This is a genomic window from Okeania sp. SIO2B9, assembly GCF_010672505.1.
Classification (GTDB): Bacteria; Cyanobacteriota; Cyanobacteriia; order Cyanobacteriales; family Microcoleaceae; genus Okeania; species Okeania hirsuta.
Genome location: NZ_JAAHGK010000655.1, coordinates 1 through 4,261 on the forward strand (window position 1 = coordinate 1; position 4,261 = coordinate 4,261).

General features: G+C 32.7%; 2 protein-coding genes. Both read right to left on the bottom strand.

Annotated features, from left to right (window positions below; genetic code table 11):
- Positions 1 to 277 precede the first annotated feature (277 nt).
- On the bottom strand, positions 278 to 1,252 hold the full coding sequence (locus F6K13_RS20930) for a ParA family protein (protein ID WP_275670403.1): 975 nt from the start codon (positions 1,250 to 1,252) through the stop codon (positions 278 to 280).
- 1,079 nt (positions 1,253 to 2,331) lie between these two features.
- On the bottom strand, positions 2,332 to 4,261 hold a 1,930-nt coding region (locus tag F6K13_RS20935; protein WP_287288259.1), incomplete at its 5' end, for a copper-translocating P-type ATPase.

The following is a 4,261-nucleotide window of genomic DNA, read 5'->3' on the forward strand; positions in this document are numbered from 1 at the left end:
TCCAACATTAAGAAGAACGAGGATATATATTTTAATTTCTCCCAGACTCCCCGTATTCCTCTCCTGGGAGGGGAATATGGGGAGTCTGGGAGAAATTAAAATATATATCCTCGTTCTTCTTAATGTTGGTCAAGATTAAATTTAGATGAACCCACCCGCTCCGTCACCCCAATGACCTAAAATTAGTGGTAATTTCTGAATGACTTTGATGGAAGTATTTAACAATTACTAAATACTAATTTAGATGTTTCAGTTCTACATAAGATTGAGATGAAGGTTATAATTTTGAGACTAAATATTTTACATTTTCGACAGCTTCTTCATATCTATGTTTAGCTAAAGTAATTTCTTCTCCATCTGGCATTTTAAAAATTTCCCCTTTATCAGGAAGTTGATGTAAAGGAGTGCCGATAGATGCAGAGACTTTTCCTGAAGAATGAAAATCTTTGACATCGGTAACATAGGCATTTTGCCATGTAATGAGAGAATCTAATGAATTATCATTCCTAGTAAAATATTGAGGAAAACTTTGATATTGTTTATAGCAGAAATTAATTAATTCTTGTCTGATATATTTATAGGCCTTAGCTACACCTTTATGGCTTGTGTAATTGTTAAAAACAAATTGTTTGATTTTAGGTAATTTCAGCTCGAACTGCTTAACTTGCTTATTAAATGTGATAACTTTACTGGCATATTTTTTGAGAGATTCTGAAGGATATTGTTCATAAAGTAGCATTAAAATCCCTTTAATTCCTTCTAATGAAGTAAAATCAGCCATCATAGGAATTATTAAATAATCAGAAGAAAGTAATGCCATCTGTGTATAGATGGAAAAACTAGGATTGCAGTCTATGAAAACAACTAATTCTTTATATTTTTCTTTGTCAAACTCACTTCGACATAATCTTTTAATTGCTGTCATATGATTTTTCCATGCAGTAATATTTGCTGGATTAAGTACAGAATAATTAAGAGCTAACGACAAAGATTCTAAAAAAGAATCACCAGCAATTAAATACAGATTTTCTGGAATAGATTCATTATAGAGTGAGGCTCGAACTTTATAAGTAGAATTTTTTGGTAATGATTTAAAGTCAGCATTAGCTTTCAAAATCCAATAAATAAACCCTACTACATTACATCTTGTGTAAGTTCCTTGCAACTTTTGATTATTTTCATATCCTTCTTTTCCACCTCCAAGTAAAAGTTGATAAATGTTAGCTTGAGGACACATATCAATAACTAAAATTTGTGTCTCTGCATTATTTTAAGCATACAATATTTAAGCATTAGAACATAAAGTTGTTTGACCAAAACCACCTTTATTATTGTAAAAAGCATAAACTTTTATCGACATAAATACTTGCTCGTCAATTTATACTAAATTAGTATCTTATACTATAACAAATAATAGATATGTTGGCAAATTAAGCTCTAAAAATCTTGAAATTCTTTCAAAATTTTCATTGCCGAATAATTAAGGTTTAAAGCCTCTCCTTTCAAGGAGAAACAAGCGGTCGAGGGATGGCGTTAGCGGAGCGGGTCTGTAAGAACGGGTTTCCTCGCCATATCCAATCGACCAAGAGAGAAAAAAAAATCCCTTTTGCGTAAATCATCCCCTTGAAAATAAGAGGTAATTATTAATTATTAATGAGGGCTTGCTAATTAATTAGCAAAGTATTGACAGATAACGGTTTTAGCGTTTTAGGGTTTAAAAAAGTACCAGCTTTTGGGTGTAAAAAGCTCATGCATGCTAGTATTTTGGGATGATTATGGCAGAAAAATTGATAGATAATTCTTAACTCCTATCTCTTCGCTCATTCCCATTTTTCCTGTCTCCTGTCTCCTGTCTCCTGTCTCCTACCCCAGCAAAAATACTTTCCATACGCAAACCCTAATTATTAATTGTTGAAACTACTATATTTCTATAGAACCCCTAACCGTATCTTTATAAAGGTAGGGGTTTTTGACTAATAATTCAGAAGTCATAAGTTATACCAATTTATAAAATATTGCAAAGCGTGACAACACAGGGAAAAGGGAACAGGGAACAGGGAAAGAAAAACATAAATATTAAAGAGGAAAAAAGGTGGAAATTTTAGAATTTATGGGATTTATAATTTTTTCTTTTAGGAATAAATCAGAAATTAAGATGTAACTGCCTTTTTTGAATTTGGTATTAGGATATTGATATTTAATTTATATAGTTATAGATATCTCCAATAATCAAAAATAAAGTCAATTATTGCACTCTTATTCATCAATTATTTCCTCCTACTCCCTATTCCCTATGCATGAAGGAGATGCTTAATAGAACCCATTTGATATCTATAGATAAACTTTGGGTTTAAACTTCCTTAAACGCAAAGCATTACTTACCACAGAAACTGAACTAAAAGCCATTGCTGCACCAGCAATCATTGGATTTAATAACCAACCAAAAAAGGGATATAAAATACCTGCAGCAATAGGAATACTCAAAACATTATAAATATAGGCAAAAAATAGATTTTGACGAATATTTTTCATAGTGGCATGACTGAGTTGAATTGCCGTAACAATTCCCCACAAATCTCCAGAAATTAAAGTTAGATCGCTAGCTGCCATTGCCACATCTGTACCTGTACCAATAGCAATTCCTACATCTGCTTGAGCTAATGCTGGAGCATCATTAATTCCATCTCCTACCATCGCGACGATTTTATGTTTTTGTTTTGAACTATTTCTTTCTTGTTGAATAGATTGAATAATACTAGCTTTTTGGTCGGGACGTACTTCAGCAAAAATTCTTTTAATACCCACTTCAGAGGCGATCGCTTCTGCTGTTTTTTGGTTATCTCCTGTTAACATTACTACTTCTAATCCCATTTTTTGTAGAGCTTTAACTACATCCCCAGAAGATGGTTTAATTGCATCAGCAATTCCAATTAAACCTTCAATTTTTCCGTTAATAACTATTAAAGCAGTAGTTTTTGCTTCACTTTCCCATTGTTGGCGATTTGATTGTAAAGTTTGAGTATCAATTTTCAATTCATCCATCCATCTTTGTGTACCAATTTGTACCAACTTTCCTGATACATTTCCCTGTACTCCCATTCCTGCTACAGCTTCAAAATTAGTCACTTCTGGTAGGGGATTTTTTACTCCTTGAGATTGAGCATAATTAACTACAGCTTCCGCTAAAGGATGTTCTGAATTTTTTTCTAAAGCAGCAGCTATTGCTAATAGTTCAATTTCATTATTATTAGTGACACCTTTAACCGTAATATAGTTAGTAACACTAGGTTTTCCTTGAGTAATTGTTCCAGTTTTATCACAAACAATAGTAGTTAATTTATGTGCTAATTCTAAGCTATCTGCACCTTTAATTAAAACTCCATTTTCTGCTCCTTTCCCAGTACCAACCATAATAGAAGTGGGAGTTGCTAAACCCAAGGCACAAGGACAAGCAATAATTAAAACTCCTACCGTAGTAATCATGGCAAGAGTTACATTTCCCATGGTATTAAACCAAATAATAAAAGTTATAATAGCAATGGTTATTACTACAGGCACAAACCATCCAGTTATTTTATCTGCTAATTTTTGAATAGGTGCTTTACTGCATTGAGCATCTTTTACCAATTGTACAATTTGGGCTAATACTGTATCTTTACCAACTTTTGTGGCTTGAAATTTGAAACTTCCTGTTTTATTAATTGTTGCTCCGATTACCTCATCTCCTAGTTGTTTTTTAACAGGAATTGGTTCACCTGTCACCATAGATTCATCAATAGAAGATTCTCCTTCTACAACTTCTCCATCTACAGGAATTTTTTCTCCAGGGCGGACTAAAATTACATCTCCTACTACAACTTCTTGAATGGGAAGATCGCTCTCTTTTCCATTACGAATAACTCTAGCAGTTTTTGCTTGTAAACCCATTAATTTACGAATAGCTTCTGAAGTTTTTCCTCTAGCACGATTTTCCAATAGTTTTCCTAATAGGAGAAGGGTAATAATAACTGATGAAGCTTCATAATATACTTCTGCTTTTAAACCTTGAGTAATAAAAAAATTGGGGTTTAAAGTAGCAAATAAAGAATATAAATAAGCAGCACCTGTTCCTAAAGCAACTAAAGTATTCATATCCGCAGTATAATGTTTAAATGCTTTAAATGCTCCTACAAAAAAACTTTGACCACACCATAACTGTACAGGCAAACTCAAAAATAATTGCACCCAAGAATTATGCAGCCAACTAGGAATAAAAGGAATA